The sequence below is a fragment of the Pseudarthrobacter sp. R1 genome, from assembly GCF_024494415.1.
In the GTDB taxonomy this organism is placed as follows: Bacteria; Actinomycetota; Actinomycetes; order Actinomycetales; family Micrococcaceae; genus Arthrobacter.
In genome coordinates this window covers 14,211-30,377 of the sequence record NZ_JAMKFI010000007.1, presented here as the reverse complement: position 1 = coordinate 30,377, position 16,167 = coordinate 14,211, and the positions used below count along the sequence as shown (strand labels likewise).

The 16,167-nt window shown below is 64.9% G+C and carries 15 protein-coding genes and 1 tRNA gene; 6 read left to right on the top strand and 10 right to left on the bottom strand.

The window, feature by feature from the left end:
- The first annotated feature begins 297 nt into the window (after nt 1-297).
- Nucleotides 298-660 carry a hypothetical protein gene (locus M8J71_RS08010; RefSeq protein WP_256247412.1) on the top strand — a complete coding sequence of 121 codons (363 nt, stop codon included), beginning with the start codon at nt 298-300 and terminating at the stop codon, nt 658-660.
- Between the two features lie 102 nt (nt 661-762).
- Here the strand turns inward: M8J71_RS08010 and M8J71_RS08005 are convergent.
- The 10 genes from M8J71_RS08005 to M8J71_RS07960 all read right to left on the bottom strand — a co-directional run bounded on the left by M8J71_RS08005 (nt 763) and on the right by M8J71_RS07960 (nt 10,395).
- A tRNA-Pro gene (locus M8J71_RS08005) sits at nt 763-839 on the bottom strand.
- 159 nt (nt 840-998) lie between these two features.
- Entirely contained in the window at nt 999-2,549 is a 1,551-nt protein-coding gene (der, locus tag M8J71_RS08000) for a ribosome biogenesis GTPase Der (RefSeq protein ID WP_256247411.1), read from the bottom strand.
- Between the two features lie 10 nt (nt 2,550-2,559).
- Complete coding sequence (locus tag M8J71_RS07995; protein WP_256247860.1) at nt 2,560-3,240, bottom strand: lysophospholipid acyltransferase family protein; 681 nt, start codon at nt 3,238-3,240, stop codon at nt 2,560-2,562.
- Nucleotides 3,241-3,286: 46 nt separating this feature from the next.
- The gene (gene cmk / locus M8J71_RS07990) at nt 3,287-4,000 is read right to left on the bottom strand and encodes a (d)CMP kinase (protein WP_256247410.1); all 714 of its coding nucleotides are present in this window, start codon (nt 3,998-4,000) and stop codon (nt 3,287-3,289) included.
- Nucleotides 4,000-5,109 carry a prephenate dehydrogenase gene (locus tag M8J71_RS07985; RefSeq protein ID WP_256247409.1) on the bottom strand — a complete coding sequence of 370 codons (1,110 nt, stop codon included), beginning with the start codon at nt 5,107-5,109 and terminating at the stop codon, nt 4,000-4,002. The genes cmk and M8J71_RS07985 overlap by 1 nt, the downstream gene beginning before the upstream one ends.
- Before the next feature lie 3 nt (nt 5,110-5,112).
- Nucleotides 5,113-6,321 carry a pseudouridine synthase gene (locus M8J71_RS07980; RefSeq protein WP_256247408.1) on the bottom strand — a complete coding sequence of 403 codons (1,209 nt, stop codon included), beginning with the start codon at nt 6,319-6,321 and terminating at the stop codon, nt 5,113-5,115.
- Nucleotides 6,322-6,435: 114 nt separating this feature from the next.
- On the bottom strand, nt 6,436-7,098 hold the full coding sequence (gene scpB, locus M8J71_RS07975; RefSeq protein WP_256247407.1) for an SMC-Scp complex subunit ScpB: 663 nt from the start codon (nt 7,096-7,098) through the stop codon (nt 6,436-6,438).
- Entirely contained in the window at nt 7,095-7,907 is an 813-nt protein-coding gene (locus M8J71_RS07970) for a segregation and condensation protein A (RefSeq protein WP_256247406.1), read from the bottom strand. Before M8J71_RS07970 ends, scpB begins: the two co-directional genes overlap by 4 nt.
- A gap of 7 nt (nt 7,908-7,914) precedes the next feature.
- Entirely contained in the window at nt 7,915-8,814 is a 900-nt protein-coding gene (locus M8J71_RS07965; protein WP_104045332.1) for a ParA family protein, read from the bottom strand.
- Between the two features lie 234 nt (nt 8,815-9,048).
- Entirely contained in the window at nt 9,049-10,395 is a 1,347-nt protein-coding gene (locus M8J71_RS07960; protein WP_256247405.1) for a cation:dicarboxylate symporter family transporter, read from the bottom strand.
- Between the two features lie 165 nt (nt 10,396-10,560).
- Between M8J71_RS07960 and M8J71_RS07955 the strand changes: the two genes are divergently transcribed.
- The 5 genes from M8J71_RS07955 (at nt 10,561) to prpB (ending at nt 16,109) form a co-directional block, all read left to right on the top strand.
- The gene (locus M8J71_RS07955; RefSeq protein WP_256247404.1) at nt 10,561-12,195 is read left to right on the top strand and encodes a sensor histidine kinase; all 1,635 of its coding nucleotides are present in this window, start codon (nt 10,561-10,563) and stop codon (nt 12,193-12,195) included.
- On the top strand, nt 12,192-12,905 hold the full coding sequence (locus tag M8J71_RS07950; protein ID WP_256247403.1) for a response regulator: 714 nt from the start codon (nt 12,192-12,194) through the stop codon (nt 12,903-12,905). The genes M8J71_RS07955 and M8J71_RS07950 overlap by 4 nt, the downstream gene beginning before the upstream one ends.
- Before the next feature lie 130 nt (nt 12,906-13,035).
- Nucleotides 13,036-13,677 carry a GntR family transcriptional regulator gene (locus tag M8J71_RS07945; protein ID WP_256247859.1) on the top strand — a complete coding sequence of 214 codons (642 nt, stop codon included), beginning with the start codon at nt 13,036-13,038 and terminating at the stop codon, nt 13,675-13,677.
- 9 nt (nt 13,678-13,686) lie between these two features.
- The gene (locus M8J71_RS07940) at nt 13,687-15,207 is read left to right on the top strand and encodes an MmgE/PrpD family protein (protein ID WP_256247402.1); all 1,521 of its coding nucleotides are present in this window, start codon (nt 13,687-13,689) and stop codon (nt 15,205-15,207) included.
- Nucleotides 15,207-16,109, top strand: coding sequence for a methylisocitrate lyase (gene prpB / locus M8J71_RS07935; RefSeq protein WP_256247401.1), 903 nt, complete (start codon nt 15,207-15,209; stop codon nt 16,107-16,109). The genes M8J71_RS07940 and prpB overlap by 1 nt, the downstream gene beginning before the upstream one ends.
- The last annotated feature ends 58 nt before the right edge of the window (nt 16,110-16,167 follow it).

Sequence of the window (16,167 nt, the reverse complement as noted above, 5' to 3'; positions counted from 1 at the left end):
CTGGCTGCCCCCTGGCGGATGGGCCAAGTGGGCCCCCGGCGGCAATTCCGGCCCTTTGTGCAAGGTCTGTCCCACCTGAACAGGCTGTGTTCGACCTGCCGCGTGCGGAGGGCTGCGTAACATTCACGCGTTGAAGGTGTGCCAGTTGCCGTTATACCGGTGAGTAGCCTGGAAACCGGCGCAAACCCACTGGGGAGGCGTCGACGGCGACTCTCAAAACCATGTTCGACGACCGTGCCACTCTGCATGCTCTCCCGCTCCTGCGGTACATCAGTTGATGCACGACAGGAAAATACAATGAACAAAGTATCCCGCTTCTTCGGCTCCGCTGCCCTGGTGGCCGGCCTGACCGTAGGCGGATCGGCCCTTACGGCCGGTGCTGCGTATGCCGGCGACGATTACGATCGCTCGAACTATAACGGGCACGACGACGACGACAAGCGTAAACACGACTGGAAAGATCAAAACGGCCACGATCACAAGTCGGACGACGGCCACGATCACAAGTCGGACAAGGACAATGATCATCGGGGCGACTACAAGTACGTTTACGACCACAAGGATCACGACGACGACTGCAACGGCAAGTATCACCGTGCGTGGTACAAGAATAATCACGGACAGTGGCAGTTCATCATCGTGATCGTGTACCAACACTGATTCCGAAGCGTGGTGGTGCTCCCGCAGGCCTCCGCATGAAGGCTGATTAGCCGTACCCAAAAAAACCGGAACCACGCGTTTCCGCGTGGTTCCGGCCTTTTTTGGTCGGGCTGACAGGATTTGAACCTGCGACCCCTTGACCCCCAGTCAAGTGCGCTACCAAGCTGCGCTACAGCCCGTTAGTTCCGCCGTTCTCCGCTGTGCTTCATCCCCGGGCTGACCCGGGAATTTCCACCAGCAGTCCGGCCGAACCACCTAGAAGAGCTTACACGATTCCGGAGGGTGCAAGTGACACTTTCCGGATTTCGCAGCTCCGCGTGTCGCGGAGATCACGATGCCTAGCGCTTCTTGCCGCGCTTTTCCCGCACCCGCATGTTGACCTCGATGGGGGTGCCCTCGAAGCCAAAGGTTTCCCGCAGCCGGCGGGTGATGAAACGGCGGTAACCGGGGTCCAGGAATCCGGTGGTGAACAGCACGAACTTCGGCGGCCTGCTCGAGGCCTGGGTGCCGAAGAGGATGCGCGGCTGCTTGCCGCCGCGGACGGGGTGCGGGTGTGCGGCCACGAGCTCGCCGAGGAAGGCGTTCAGGCGGCCGGTGGCAATGCGCTTGTCCCAGTTTTCCAGCGCCAGGTTCAGGGCAGGAACCAGGCGGTCCTTGTGCCACCCGGTCTTGGCCGAAATGTTGACGCGGGGCGCCCACTCCACGTGGGCGAGGTCCTGTTCAATCTCGCGCTCGAGGTAGCGCCGGCGTTCGTCGTCGAGCAGGTCCCACTTGTTGAACGCCAGCACCAGGGCGCGGCCTGACTCAATGGCGAGCTGCAGGATCCGGACGTCCTGCTCGCTGAGGACCTCGTCCACGGCGAGGAGCACGACGGCGACCTCCGCCTTTTCGAGCGCGGCCTGGGTCCGCAGGGAGGCGTAGTAGTCCGCGCCCTGGGCCATGTGCTGGCGGCGGCGGATGCCTGCCGTGTCCACGAACCGCCAGGTGCGCCCGCCGAGTTCAATAAATTCATCCACCGGGTCGCGGGTAGTGCCGGCAGTGTTGTCCACCACCACGCGCTCGGTACCGGCCAGCTTGTTCAGCAAAGACGACTTGCCCACGTTGGGGCGCCCGATCAGCGCGATGCGGCGGGGGCCGCCGGAACGCTCCAGTCCTTCGATGGTGGAGAACTCGGGAAGGGTATCCATCACGTGGTCAAGCAGGTCGGCCACGCCCCGGCCGTGCAGCGCCGAGACAGGGTAGGGCTCGCCGAAGCCCAGGCCCCACAGGGCGGCGGAGTCGGCCTCCTGGGCGAAGTCGTCCACCTTGTTGGCCACCATGATGACGGGCTTCTTGCTGCGGCGCAGCATCTTCATCACGCCTTCGTCGGTGGCGGTGGCGCCGACAGCGGAGTCGACGACGAAGAGGACCGCGTCCGCGAGTTCCACGGCCATCTCGGCCTGCTCGGCCACGCGCGCGTGGATGCCGCGGGCGTCGTGTTCCCAGCCGCCGGTGTCCACGAGGGTGAAGTTGCGCCCGTTCCAGTGGGCGGAGTACATCACGCGGTCACGGGTAACGCCAGGGGTGTCTTCCACCACTGCTTCACGGCGGCCAAGGATACGGTTGACCAGGGTGGACTTGCCCACGTTGGGACGCCCGATAATGGCCAGGACCGGATCGAGCTTGACCGGACCGTCATAGTCCTCGTCGTCGTATTCACCGCTAAGCAGCGCGGCGTCATCCTCGTCAAGCTCGTAGTCCTCCAGGCCGGCACGGAGGGACGCGGCACGGAGTTCGGCTTCGTCGTCGTCTATCGCCGCCAGCCGCTCGGCCACCTGGTCGGTGCCGGAGGGGGTGTATTCGTCATCGCCGGCGCCGGAGTGGCCGGAAGTTTGGGTTGTATCGCTCATTGCATTGTCCTTAGTGGTCATCTGCCGGCCTCCCGGCTACTGCTGTGAAGTCTTTGGAAAAATCTGCCGCCGGCAAGGGCTGCCCCGTGAGCTGGATGGAATCCTGCACGTGCCCTGACAATGCGGCCCGGATCTCCAGCGCCGCCCTGTCCATTGAAGCACGCCCGCTTTCCCCGGCCCGGCGGCCCAGCGTCAGCGCATTACCGAAGCTGACATGGAAACGCCTGCCGGGCCGCGGCACCGAATCGAGGTGCTCGTTGCCCTTGCGCGTGCCCAGGATCGCGACGGGCACCACCGGAGCGCCGGAGTTCAGCGCGAGCCACGCCACGCCGCCGTTGATGTCAGCCGCTGCCCCGCTCCCCCGTGTGCCTTCGGGAAGAATCCCGACGCAACGTCCGGCGTCGAGCACTTCCTTGCAGCGCTGCAGCGCAGCACGGTCCCCAGTGCGGTCGACAGGCAGCTGACCGGACGCCGTCAGCACCCGGCCCAGGAAGCCTTGGAACATCTCCTGTTTCACCAGGATGTGCATGGGCCGCGGCGACGCGCCGAACATCACCGGCCCGTCCAGGAAGCTGATGTGGTTGCCGGCAAAAATCACGGGCCCGCCGGTGGGAACGTTGTCCCGGCCCGTGACGGACGTCCTGTACACCAGGTGGTCGAGGGCCCAGCCAACAGGCCTGCTCCAGGCCATGGACCAACCGGACGGGATCTCCGGCCTGGGCTTTCGGACGATTGGCTCAGTCACGGTTCAAAACCTTGGTCACTATCACGAGGGCCGCAGCAACCGTCTGGTCGAAGTCCAGGTCCGAAGAATCCAGGGTGACCACGCCGGAAGCGGCCTGCGTGAAGTTGACCACCGTGGAGTCTTTGGCGTCGCGGTGGGTCACCTGAGCCGCCAGTTGCTCGGCATCCTGGGTGCCGCCGAGCTGGATTCCGCGCCGGCGCAGCCGTGCTTCCTCGCTGGCGGTGAGCAGCATCCGCACTTCAGCCCCGGGCGCGACGACGGTAGTGATGTCCCTGCCTTCCACCACCATCCGGCGGTGGTGCTTTTCGATCAGTTCGCGCTGGCGCCGGATGAGCTCCGTCCTGGCTCCCAAGGTGGTGGCCACGGAACTGACAGCTGAGGAGATGGCAGGCTCACGGATTGCGTCGGTGACGTCAACCCCGTCCACGCGGACGTACTCCACCTGGGGGCTTGTACTCAGGTCCAGGACCAGGTCCCGGGACGCCTGCTCCACAGACGCACTGTCCTCCAGGTCGATGCCCTTGGTGACGCAGAACCAGGTCAGTGCCCGGTACATGGCACCGGTGTCCAAGTAGGCGAGCCGGAGCCGGCGGGCCACTTCCTTGCTGACACTGGACTTTCCGGAGCCCGACGGCCCGTCGATGGCCACCACCAGCGGCCGGCCGATCCGGAGCGCGGGCAGGGTGTCAAGAAGTTCTTGTGTCATTACTGGAGTACCCGCCATCCGCGGTCGTTAAGTGCTTCGATCAGGTGGTCATGCTTGTTCGGCAACACGGAGATTTCCACCATACCCACGTTCTGGCCCGACGAGTGGTCCAGGCGCAGGTCCTCGAGGTTCACGCCGATCTCCCCTATTTCCGTAAGGAGCCGGGCAATCTGGCCCGGCGTGTCGTCCACCAGGACGGTAAGCCACGAATACGCCTGGGGGGGACCGCCGTGCTTGCCCGGAATCCTGGCCTGGCCGGCGTTGCCTTCACTCATTAGTTGTGCGAGGTCAAGCCGGGCGCCCGGTGCGGTGGGCTCCTCCAGTGTGCCGATGAGGCGGTTGAGGTCCTCCCGCACGCCGTAAAGGATCTCCACCACCTTGGCTGCATTGCCGCCCAGGATCTGCACCCACAGGGAGGGATCACTGGCAGCGATCCGGGTGACGTCGCGCAGTCCGTTGCCCGCCAGGGACAACGCGTGCAGCGGCGTTCCCTGCAGCCGGCTGGCCAAGAGCGATGACATAACCTGAGGCAGGTGCGATACCAGGGCCACGGCTTCGTCGTGTTCGTCGGCGGTGAACTGGGAAACAACAGCCCCCAGGTCCGTGGCGAGCGAGCGGGCCGTCTGAAGGGCTGCGCCGGAGGTTTCCTCCGACGGGCACACCACCCAGGGCATCGAGGTGAAGAGCTCCCCGCGGGCTGCCACCGGCCCGGACTTTTCCCGTCCGGCCATGGGGTGTGTGCCCACGTAGCGGGAGAGGTCCACGCCGCGGCTGCGCAGCGCCGAGAGGATCTCCGCCTTGACACTTGCGATGTCCACCACCACTGAGTCCGGGTAATCAGCCAGGGCCTTTGCCACAACATCGGCCGTGACGTCCGGCGGGACGGCGACAACCACCAGCTGCGGCGCACCACCCGCAAGCCCGGCCAGGGGCTGGCCTGCACCGATATCCACCGCAACCGCCTGGTTGGTGGGCGAAGGGTCGGACAGGTAAACCGGAACGCCGCGGCCGCGCAGGCCCAGCCCTATGCTGGTGCCCAGCAGCCCCGTGCCGATGACCACCACGGGCCCGTCCAGGTGCCCGCGGCCCTGGCTGTGGAAAGCGGACATGCCTCAGAGCCCTACGGATGCCAGCAGATGGCCGACTTCCTGCTTGCCGAGGTTGCGGATGCTTCCCTGGCGCTGGTCGCCCAAACCGATGGGTCCCACCTTGACGCGGACAAGCCGCAGGACCGGGAATCCGACGGCGTCGAACAGCCGGCGGACGATGCGGTTCTTGCCCGAGTGCAGTACTACCTCGATCAGGACGTGGCCGGGAGTGGAGTCTACGAGGCGGAAGGAATCCACCGAGGCAAAGCCGTCCTCCAGTTCCACACCTTCCTTGAGCTGGGCGCCGATTCCCTGCGGAAAGGGGCCCCGGACCTGGACCAGGTAGGTCTTGGGCACCTCGTAGGAGGGGTGCGTGAGGCGGTTGGCAAGTTCGCCGTCGTTCGTCAGCAGCAGCAGCCCCTCGGTGGCGACGTCGAGCCGGCCCACATGGAACAGGCGTTCGCCGTGCTGGTGGCGAAGGAAGTCACTGATGCACGGGCGGCCCTCGGGGTCTTCCATGGTGGAGACGACGCCCTTGGGCTTGTTGAACACCATGTACACCAGGTTCTCGTCCAACTGGATCCGCAGTCCGTCAACGTGGATGACGGCGGTCTTGGGATCGACGCGGACGCCGAGCTCGGTGACTACCTGGCCGTCCACTTCCACGCGGCCCTCGGCAATCATCTCCTCGCAGACGCGGCGTGACGCTACGCCCGCGGAGGCCATGACCTTCTGCAGGCGCACGCCGTCGGCATCGTGGAGTTCCGACTGGGGAACCTCGCCGCGGGGGCCTTTCTTTCGGCTTGGCCGGCGTACCGGACCCAGGTTCTGGCCGAAACGTTCGCTGCCGAAAGCACGGGAAGCTGCCGCGCCCGGGGCGCCGGTCCGTGGTTTTGGCTTCAGCGCGCCCGGCGTTCCCGGTGCCTTCTTGGCACCCGGCTTGCGTACTGCAGGCTTCCGGGAGGAAGGCTTTGCAGACTTGGGTTCCGTTGCTCCGCGGCCTCCCTGGCCACCGGCTGGTGCCTGGTCCGGATCGATGAACCGCTCCTCGCGCGGCTTGGGTGCGCGGTGGGGGCGGTCGCTGCCGAATCCGCCGCCGCGCTTGGCGGCCCCGCCGCGGAACCCGCCGCCGGAAGCGCCGCCCTGGGAGGTGCTGCGCTGTGATGTGTTGCGTTCGGTACTGTCGCGTCCCGAACCTTTACGTGGTGAACCCTGGCGTCCCGCCTGTGTCATGACCCGTCCTTCGATATGTTGACCGGAAAGGTGTCCAAGGACAACCTTAACCAGCCGTGCAGAAATAATCTGCCCTTATAAGTACTCTTACGTGCCGCCAGGGCGGCGCCCCGGCTACATTCCTTCGGCGTCGTAGAACTCCGCAATCCCGTCCAGCCCCGGGAGGTGCGGAGACAGCTGCGGCAGCTCAGCCACCGAACTGATTCCCATCCGTTCCAGGAAATATGAGGTGGTCCGGTAGAGGACCGCGCCGGACTCCGGATCCGTTCCCGAGTCCTCGATGAGTCCGCGCTGGGCAAGCGTCCGTACGACGGAGTCAACATTGACTCCCCTGATTGCGGAAACCCTGGCCCTGGAGACCGGCTGGCGGTATGCAATGACCGCGAGCGTTTCCAGGGCGGCCTGGGTAAGCCTGGCTGTTTGGCCCTCCAGCACATATTTGCCCACGATGTGGGCGAATTCAGTACGGGAGTAGATCCGCCAGCCGCCGGCGACCTTCCGCAATTCAAAACCCCGGGGGCTGGAGCCAAAACCAGTTCCACTGGCTTGATCCATATCCGGGGCTTTAACAGTATAGCCGCTATAATCCCGCTGAAGTTCTGCAAGCAGGGCACCGACCGCGTCAACGGGAAGTTCGAGTCCGGCGGCCAGTTCCTCCTCCGTGGCAGGTTGGTCTATCACCATCAGCACCGCTTCAAGGGCGGCTTTGGCCCCACCCGGAAGGTTTGCGACCTCCGGCTCCCCTTCGCTGGTACCTTCTGTTGCCTGCCCGGTCACAGCTGCTCCTCAAATTCTTCGCTCAGGTTTTCCGCCGACCATTCCCCGTTCCCGGCATTCCAATGCACGGCCAGGTCCCCCAGCGGCGACAACTGGTCGAAGGAAACCGCCTTGTCCCGGAACAACTCCAGGAGGGCAAGGAACCGTGCAACCACTACCAGGGTGGACTCTGCATCGGCAATCAAGGCCCGGAAGGTCAGCGGTGATTCAACCTGAAGCCGCAGGCCCATTGCTTCTGCCTGCTCCTTCACGCTGACATTGCCGCCGTGCAGGTGTGCCAGTCCTACTTCTGTTTGCTTCGGAACCTTGGGCTGCAGCGCGGCTTCGGCCAGGCGGGCGAACTGTTCCGGACTGTGTTTCCAGACCAGCTCGGGAAGCATGGCCGCGAAGTGTTCCTCCAGGGCGACCTGCCGGGGGAACCGCAGGGCCTCGTGGTGGAGGGATTCGCCGAGCAGTCCCGCCACGTGCTTGAAGGCCTTGTACTGGAGCAGCCGCGCGAAAAGCAGGTCCCTGGCTTCGAGCAACGCGATGTCTTCATCGTTTTCAACTTCCCCCGCAGGAAGGAGCCGGGCAGCCTTGAGGTCCAGCAGCGTTGCGGCAATCACCAGGAATTCGCTGGCCTCATCCAAGGCCCACTCCTCGCCCAGCTTCTGCAGGTTCCGGATGTACTTAATGAATTCGTCGGTCACCGTGGCGATGGCTACCTCGGTGATGTCCAGCTGGTGCTTGGCGATCAGTCCGAGCAGGAGGTCGAAGGGACCCGTGAAGTTGGCCAGCCGCACCTCAAAGCCGGGCTTGGATTCGGCCACCGGGTAGCTAGGGTGCGCCGCCGCGCGAGATCAGTTCCTTGGCGAGCCGGCGGTAGGCGTCGGCGCCTACGTGATTGCCGGCGTAGCTGGTGATCGGCTCCGCGGCAACGGTGGCGTCGGCGAACTTGATGGAGCGCTTGATGACGGTCTCGAAGACCTTGTCGCCGAAGGCCTCCACCAGCCGGGTAATGACTTCGCGGCTGTGCAGTGTGCGGGCGTCGTACATGGTGGCCAGCACGCCGTCCACCTGCAGGCGGGGGTTGAGCCTGTCCTGGACCTTGTCGATGGTCTCCACGAGCAGTGCCACGGCACGGAGGGCAAAGAACTCGCAGATCAGCGGGATGATGACACCGTGCGCCGCCGTGAGGGCATTAACGGTCAGGAGGCCAAGGGATGGCTGGCAGTCGATGAGGACGACGTCGTAATCGTCTTCGACTTTCTTGAGGGCGCGGTCCAGGACCTGCTCGCGGGCCACCTCGTTGACCAACTGGACTTCAGCCGCGGAGAGGTCGATGTTTGCGGGCAGGAGGTCCACGTTTTCGACGCCGGTCTGGTGGATGGCATCGCGGATGTCCACCTTGCGGTCCATCAGCACGTTGTACACGGTGAGGTCGAGTTCATGCGGATTCACGCCCAGCCCGGCCGACAGGGCGCCCTGGGGATCGAAGTCGACCAAAAGCACGCGCCGGCCGTACTCAGCCAGCGCTGCAGCAAGGTTGATGGTGGACGTGGTCTTTCCGACCCCACCCTTCTGGTTCACCATGGCGATGACGCGGGCCGGACCGTGGGAGGCCAGGGGCGCAGGTTCCGGGAACTCGCGGTATGGGCGCCCCGTGGGTCCCATCACCGCGTCTTCCAGGTCGAATTGCGTGCCCTCCAGAGTTGCCGAACCCTGTTCGCTGCTCACGTATCTATCCACACTTTCGATGACGGTGATTTCCTGCCGCTGGCTGGCCAGCAACGCTCCTTCTTCTCCCCAAGGTTACAGCGCCCGACACGGTATTCCAGGCAACTTGACTTTCCCCGGATGTTGAGCCTTGACCCTCTAGCTGAGGTCGAAGGTTGCCTTTTTCCCTGCACGCAACTGCCCCCGCAGCATAAGGCTGCGGGGGCAGTGGCGGTGGCTCCGGGGTGCTGCGGCCTAGGCGTTCGCAGGCACCGGCCGTGCTTCGGTTTCAGTAACTGCAGGCTCCGCGTGGCCGGCAATCATGGTCTGCTCGTCGAAGGGCAGTTCACCGGAGAGCACTTGGTTGACCTGGCCACCGTCGATCTCCTTGACCCACGTGCCGATCAGGACGGTTGCCACGGCGTTGCCGGTGAAGTTGGTCAGGGCGCGGGCCTCGGACATGAACCGGTCGATGCCTACGATCATGCCCACGCCGCCCAGCAGCTCGGGCTTGTGGGCCTGCAGGCCGGCAGCGAGCGTGGCAAGGCCGGCACCGGTGACACCGGCTGCACCCTTTGAAGCAATGATCATGAAGATGAGCAGGGAGACCTGTGCGCCCAGGTCCAGCGGCGTGCCCATCGCGTTGGCAACGAACAGGGAGGCCATGGTCAGGTAGATGGCCGTTCCGTCAAGGTTGAAGGAGTAGCCGGTGGGTACCGTGACGCCCACAACGGGCTTGGAGACACCGAGGTGTTCCATCTTGGCGATCAAGCGGGGCAGGGCAGCTTCGGAGGATGACGTGGAGAAGATGAGCAGGTACTCGCGGCCCAGGTACTTCATCAGCTTGAAGATGTTGACGCCCGTAACCACCTTGAGCAGGCCGCCCAGGATGACCACGATGAACAGTGCGCAAGTGATGTAGAAGGCAGCCATCAGGGTGAACATGCTGACAATGGCCTGGACGCCGGTAGCTCCCACGACGGCGGCGATGGCACCGAAGGCGCCAACGGGGGCAAGCCACATGATCATGATCAGGATGCGGAATACGAGGACCTGGCCGTGGCCGATGGCCTTGAGGATGGGAGCGCCCTGCGGGCCCATCTTCTGGAGGGCAAACCCTACGAGGATTGCAGCAAAGAGGGTGGGGAGAACGGGAATATCTCCTGGAATGATGCCAAGGAGGAAGGCAACGGTGCTGTCTACTTCCGCCTTCTTGTTGGGGTCGTAGGGGGCAAGCTTCAGGCCCTCGCCCGGGTGGATCAAGTTGCCGACCACCAGGCCGATGGCGAGCGCGAATGTCGACATGAGGACGAAGTAACCCAGCGCCAGGCCGCCTACCTTGCCTACGGTGGCAGCCTTCGCGATCGAGCCGATGCCCAGGACGATGGTGCAGAAGATGACCGGAGCGATCATCATCTTGATGAGTTTGATGAAGCCGTCGCCGAGCGGCTTCATGGACTTGCCCACCTCAGGGAACATCAGTCCCACCAACGCGCCGAGGATAACGGCGGCGATAACTGCGATGTAGAGGTAGTGCGATTTGTCGATGCCCTTGCGCCGCGTCTTCACGGTGTCAAGCGACTCTCCTCGTTGAGAAGCCATGATGTGTCTCCTTTGGATAATCTGATAGACGCTGCGGCACAATCTCTGGGCTGAACGCGTCCTCCGGTGTGATATCCATCATTGGGCAGGTGGTGACCCAGCTCACCGTTGCGTTCATATTGGTCGTGGAGCACATATTTGTGCGGAAGATGCCGGGAGGTACGGATGATCCACCGTTGGAGTATCGCCCGACGGCTCTTCGTGGCGAACCTGCTGATTGTGGTGGTATTCATCGCCATCGTTGGGTCGGCCACGTACGTGGACGCCCGGGACCGTACCTATGACGAGGCTGGCCGGCGGATGGCAGGAATCGCGGCCTCGGTGGCGGCAAATCCACTGGTTCTGGAAGCGGCTGCGGCTCCGGACCCCACGGCCCTCCTGCAGCCCTATACGCGCGACGTTTTGGCCGCGGCCGACGTCGACTTCATCACCATCATGGCCCCGGACCGTACCCGCTGGACCCATCCGCGTGACGAGGAAATAGGGCGCCCCTACATCGGCTCCGTTGACGCAGCGCTCAAGGGCGGAACCCTCACCGAGGTCACCGCGGGCACCCTTGGGCCGTCCGTAAGGACCATCGTTCCGGTCAAGGATGCCGGCGGTGCGGTCAGGGCATTGGTGGCCGCCGGGGTCACAGTGGGAACCGTGGATGTTGCCTTCGCCGCCCGCCTGCCAGCCCTGTTGGCCATCGGCCTTGCCCTCCTGGTGGGCGGCTCCGTGGCATCCTGGCTGTTGGGCCGGTATCTGCGCCGTGTCACGCGGGGCTGGGGGCCGGAGCAACTGGCGCAGTTGTTTGCCTACTACGAGTCCGTGCTGCACTCGGTGCGTGAGGGCCTGATCCTTATCGACACCAAAGGCAGTGTTGTTATGTACAACGACCAGGCCGCCGAACTGCTGGGCCTTGATGAAGCCGGCACCAGGGATCCCATCCGACCGCCATCGCTGGCCGACCTTCCCCTCGATGATGAACTCCGCGGCCTGTTCGAGTCCGGCCGCACGGCCAAGGACGAGATCGTCCTGGCCGGATCGCGGGTCCTGGTGGTGAACCAGGGGCCTGCCAAGGGGCCGGAGACCGCCGGCAGCCGTGGCAGGACCCCTGTGTACGGCACGGTGGCCACGCTGCGGGACCGGACAGAGATCGAGGCGCTGGGAAACGAACTGGCAACCATGCGGACCCTCTCCGACGCGCTGCGGGCGCAGACCCACGAGCATGCAAACCGGCTCCATACAATGGTTTCACTACTGGAGCTTGGGCGCACCCAAGAGGCCTTGGACTTTGCCACCAAGGACCTGGAACTCAGCCAGCAGCTAACGGATGACATGGTGAGCTCAGTGGACGAGCCGGTACTGGGCGCGCTGGTGATGGGCAAGGTGGCCGAAGCCCATGAGCGGGGCGTTCAGTTGGATGTCGCCACCCTGGGACCAGGTACGGCGGCAGGCATAGCCGTGCAGGACCTGGTCACTATCCTGGGGAACCTGCTGGACAACGCGATCGATGCCGCGGCGGAGGGTCCCGCTCCACGACGGGTGGAACTGACGGTGGAGTCCGATGAGGAAGGCCTCGACATCTCTGTCCACGACTCCGGAGCGCCGCTTGATCCATCCGCTGCGGCGAACATCTTCCGCCACGGATACAGTACAAAGCCGGCGGGCCCCGGCGGCCGGGGCATCGGGCTCGCCCTGGTGCGGCAGGCGGTACAGCGCCTGGGAGGTACCCTGACCATCAACGGACGGCGCGGCGCCAAGTTCGAAGTGTTCCTCCCCGCAGCGGTGCCGGCACAGAAGGAGCACGAACAGTGAGCAACATCCGGGTCCTCGTCGTCGAGGACGAGACCATCGCGGCCGCCGCGCATGCAGCATACGTGGGACGGCTGCCGGGCTTCGAGCTCGCCGGCACCGCACCGGACGGCCAGTCCGCCCTGCGGCTCCTTAACGAGTTTGCTGCTGCGGGGAACCCTGTGGAACTTGTCCTGCTGGACATGAACCTGCCCGACCTTCACGGCCTGGACATTGCGCGCCGGATGAGGGCTGCGGGAATACTGGCGGACATCATCGCCATCACAGCCGTCCGTGAGCTGGCCATTGTGCGCAGCGCAGTTGCCATTGGCGTTGTCCAGTACCTAATCAAGCCGTTCACCTATGCCACCTTCGCGGACAAGCTGGCAAGTTATCAGCAGTTCCGGCAGCAATTGGCGGGCCCGCAGGCCGGGTCCGGGAAGGCTGGGGCCTCCCAAACCGACGTGGACCAGGCGTTCGCCAGCCTCCGCGCACCATCCGAACTGCCCCTACCCAAGGGCCTTTCAGTTTCCACGCTGGCGTCCGTCCAGGAATTCATGAAGCTGCAAAAGGGCGCCGTGTCCGCCACTGAGGTCATGGATGCACTGGGGATGTCGCGGGTCACGGCGCGCCGTTACCTCGAGTATCTGGCCGACGCCGGAACAGTCTCCAGGACCGCCCGTTATGGCACACCCGGGCGGCCGGAAAACGAATACCGCTGGGGCGGCCGCTGACCAGGCAGAATCTTCGCGGGACGAGCCACTGTATACAAGGGATAGTTTAACTAAAGGAATTCGCCCCGAACTCCGCCACAAGAACCCACCTGTGTATACACTGGGCTCAATGCCAACGAAGGGACAGCCAGTGCGAGCCAGCGACCGGGCCTATGCCGCACTCCGCGATGACATCGTCCAGTGGCGGCTCCAGCCCGGAGCCCTGCTTGCCGAGGTGGAACAGGCAGAACGGCTGGGGGTCTCCCGCACGCCCCTCCGGGAGGCGCTGGGCCGGCTCACGGCGGAAGGACTGACGACGGCGGCAGGCGGCCGCGGCGTCGTCGTCACCGGCATCTCTCTGGCGGATATCGACGAACTGTTCGAGCTCCGCGAGACGCTGGAAGGAAAGGCCGCCGCCCTGGCTGCCGAGCGGGGCGCTCCGGAAACGTTCCGCACGCTTGAAGCGGAATTCCGGGCAGCGCCATTACTCATTACCGGGCCGGCACCCGCACTGCAGGACTATTACCTGCTGGTGGACCGGCTGGACTCCGCCGTTGATGCCGCAATTTCCAACTCCTACCTGGCCCAGGCCATGCGCAGCCTCCGGGTGCACCTGGTCCGTATCCGCCGCCTCGCCGCAGACGACGCAGCACGGCTCACAGCCGCAGCAGCCGAACATGCAGCCATCGCCGAGGCCATTGCCATCGGCAATCCCCGCCTGGCGCAGGCAGCGACCACCCTCCACCTGCACCGCAGCCTGTCCCACATCAAAGCCACCCATCCATCCCGCTGAAGGAGCACCATGGTCAAGGAACACCACGTCCGCGTCTACAAGAGCGAAGAAAACCTGCCCCGCGAGGACCAGCTTGCGCACAAAATCGCCAGGGTGGCCGCCGACCCCGTGGAGGTGCCTGCCGAGGTCACCGACATGGTCATCAACAGGGTGATCGACAATGCTTCAGTGGCCGTGGCTTCGCTCAACAGGGCACCGATCGTGGCAGCCCGGGCGCAGGCCCTCACCCATGGTCCCAGTTCCGGTGGAAAGGGCGCCAAGGTCTTCGGTATCGGCGAGCGCGTCTCACCGGAATGGGCCGCGTGGGCCAACGGCGTGGCGGTGCGCGAACTGGATTACCACGACACCTTCCTTGCTGCTGACTACTCCCACCCTGGCGACAACATTCCGCCGATCCTCGCTGTGGGCCAGCACGTTGGCTCAAACGGCCGGGACCTGGTGCGGGCCATCGCCACGGGATATGAGATCCAGGTGAACCTGGTGAAGGCGATCTGCCTGCATAAGCACAAGATCGACCACGTCGCCCACCTTGGCCCGTCCGCAGCTGCCGGCATCGGCACCCTGCTGGGACTGGACGTCGAGACCATCTTCCAGTCCGTGGGGCAGGCCCTGCACACGACGACGGCGACTCGCCAGTCCCGTAAGGGCGAGATCTCCACCTGGAAGGCGCACGCGCCGGCCTTTGCGGGGAAGATGGCCGTTGAGGCGGCAGACCGGGCGATGCGCGGCCAGACCTCCCCCGTGCCGATCTACGAAGGCGAGGACGGGGTGATCGCCTGGCTGCTGGACGGTCCCGACGCCTCCTATCTGGTGCCCCTGCCCGAAGCCGGCGAAGCCAAGCGTGCCATCCTGGACACCTACACCAAGGAACACTCCGCCGAATACCAGGCGCAGGCCTGGATCGACCTGGCCCGGAAGCTGAATCGTGAGCACCCGGAGGCCACCGACCCGGCGAATGTGAAATCCGTGCTGATCAGGACCAGCCACCACACCCACTACGTCATCGGCTCCGGAGCGAACGATCCCCAAAAATACAGCCCCACCGCCTCCCGGGAAACCCTGGACCACTCCATCCCGTACATCTTCACCGTGGCCCTGCAGGACGGCGCCTGGCACCACGTGGACTCCTACTCCCCCGAACGGGCCGCCCGGCCGGACACCGTGGACCTGTGGCAGAAGGTCACCACCGAGGAAGACCCCGAGTGGACCCGCCGCTACCACTCCCTGGACATCGCAGAAAAGGCCTTCGGCGGCTCCGTAGAGATCACCCTGGCCGACGGCACTGTGGTCCGTGATGAAATCGCCGTTGCCGACGCCCACCCCCTGGGTGCCCGCCCCTTCGGCCGCGAGGAGTACATCAACAAGTTCCGCACCCTGGCCGCCGGCCTCGTGGAGGAAGCCGAAATCGAACGGTTCCTCGCCGCCGTCGAACGCCTGCCGGAACTCGCGGCAGGCGAGCTGGACCAGCTGAACATCACGGCAGCCCCGGGCGTGATCGACCTCGCTGCCGCACCGAAGGGACTTTTCTGATGCTGTATTCCAAGGTCACGCCGGAGCAGAAGCGCCTCCGGTTCCGGGAGCTTTTGGCATCCGGGACCGTCCAGCAGTTTCCCGGCGCCTTCAACCCGCTCTCGGCCCGGCTGATCGAGGAGAAGGGCTTCGCCGGGGTCTACATTTCCGGTGCGGTCCTGGCCAACGATCTTGGTTTGCCGGACATCGGGCTGACCACCCTTACTGAGGTGGTCACCCGGGCCGGGCAGATCGCCCGCATGACAGACCTGCCCGCGATCGTGGACGCCGACACCGGCTTCGGCGAACCAATGAACGTGGCCCGCACTGTCCAAGAACTTGAGAACGCCGGACTGGCAGGGCTGCACATCGAGGACCAGTTCAACCCCAAGCGCTGCGGCCACCTCGACGGCAAGAACGTGGTGGATTTGGAGACGGCAACCAAGCGCATCCGTGCCGCTGCCGACGCCCGCCGCGACCCGAACTTCCTCATCATGGCCCGCACCGACATCCGCGCCACCGACGGACTCCAAGCTGCGCAGGACCGGGCCCGGGCGCTCGTGGAAGCAGGAGCGGACGCCATCTTCCCGGAGGCCATGAAGGACCTGGCTGAGTTCCAGGCCATCCGCGACGCCGTCGACGTCCCGATCCTGGCCAACATGACAGAGTTCGGCAAGAGCGAACTGTTCACCGTGGACCAGCTCCAGGGCGTCGGGGTGAATATGGTGATCTATCCCGTCACCCTCCTCCGTAGTGCCATGGGTGCTGCCGAGCGTACGCTGGAAGCGATCAAGGCTGAGGGCACGCAGGAGGCGCAGGTGGGCAGCATGCTCACCCGCGCACGCTTATACGATCTTGTTGACTACGAAGGCTACAACCGCTTCGACAGCGGAGTGTTCAATTTCCGGGTCCCCGGGGAGTAGGGAAAACCGCGCCGGCTCCGGCCGGCACAACAGGCGACAGGAACGAAGGAGTTTCAGC

What these genes read in the sequence shown, in the direction of transcription:
- M8J71_RS08010 (WP_256247412.1), top strand. Translation starts at nt 298, where the DNA reads ATGAACAAAGTATCCCGCTTCTTCGGCTCCGCTGCCCTGGTGGCCGGC.
- der (WP_256247411.1), bottom strand. Translation starts at nt 2,549, where the DNA reads ATGAGCGATACAACCCAAACTTCCGGCCACTCCGGCGCCGGCGATGAC.
- M8J71_RS07995 (WP_256247860.1), bottom strand. Translation starts at nt 3,240, where the DNA reads ATGGCCTGGAGCAGGCCTGTTGGCTGGGCCCTCGACCACCTGGTGTAC.
- cmk (WP_256247410.1), bottom strand. Translation starts at nt 4,000, where the DNA reads ATGACACAAGAACTTCTTGACACCCTGCCCGCGCTCCGGATCGGCCGG.
- M8J71_RS07985 (WP_256247409.1), bottom strand. Translation starts at nt 5,109, where the DNA reads ATGTCCGCTTTCCACAGCCAGGGCCGCGGGCACCTGGACGGGCCCGTG.
- M8J71_RS07980 (WP_256247408.1), bottom strand. Translation starts at nt 6,321, where the DNA reads ATGACACAGGCGGGACGCCAGGGTTCACCACGTAAAGGTTCGGGACGC.
- M8J71_RS07960 (WP_256247405.1), bottom strand. Translation starts at nt 10,395, where the DNA reads ATGGCTTCTCAACGAGGAGAGTCGCTTGACACCGTGAAGACGCGGCGC.
- M8J71_RS07955 (WP_256247404.1), top strand. Translation starts at nt 10,561, where the DNA reads ATGATCCACCGTTGGAGTATCGCCCGACGGCTCTTCGTGGCGAACCTG.
- M8J71_RS07940 (WP_256247402.1), top strand. Translation starts at nt 13,687, where the DNA reads ATGGTCAAGGAACACCACGTCCGCGTCTACAAGAGCGAAGAAAACCTG.
- prpB (WP_256247401.1), top strand. Translation starts at nt 15,207, where the DNA reads ATGCTGTATTCCAAGGTCACGCCGGAGCAGAAGCGCCTCCGGTTCCGG.